This is a genomic window from Stenotrophomonas sp. A3_2 (assembly GCF_036624925.1).
Lineage (GTDB): Bacteria > Pseudomonadota > Gammaproteobacteria > Xanthomonadales > Xanthomonadaceae > Stenotrophomonas > Stenotrophomonas hibiscicola.
Map to the genome: position 1 here is coordinate 1 of NZ_JAZKVY010000122.1, position 426 is coordinate 426.

The window sequence follows — 426 nt, forward strand, 5'->3', positions numbered from 1 at the left end:
CGAGGAGAGGCTGCGCCGCCCCGTCCAACGCGCGCTGCTCGCGGTGCTGAGCGGCTTCCGCGCGGGCGCGGCCGGGGCTTGAGGGCTGACGCCACCTCCGGCCGCGGCCATACGCCGCACAGGCCAACGAAAATAAGCTAAGACACTCGTCATGCCGCATCCGTCCCGGCTTCGCGCGGCACCACGCGCTCTCCACTTGCCCCGCATCGCCGCAACAAATCCCGCAGCTCCAGGATTGGCGGAAACACCTCCCGGTTCCAGTCCGCGCCCTGCTGATCGAACGCCGCCTGCTCGAACTCGACGATCTGACGGTCCTCGGCGAAAATCCGTTCCGTGAACATCACCAGCAGCGGCCAGGCCAGCGCCAACACCAAGGGCACCGGCGGCCGCCGCACGGAGAGCAGGCCGAAGGTGCGGTTACTGCGC

General features: G+C 69.2%; 1 protein-coding gene. It reads right to left on the reverse strand.

Annotated features, from left to right (window positions below):
• Positions 1 to 149: 149 nt before the first annotated feature.
• Positions 150 to 426 (reverse strand): hypothetical protein (locus tag R5H29_RS02500; protein WP_332328686.1); only part of this gene is annotated, 277 nt, incomplete at its 5' end.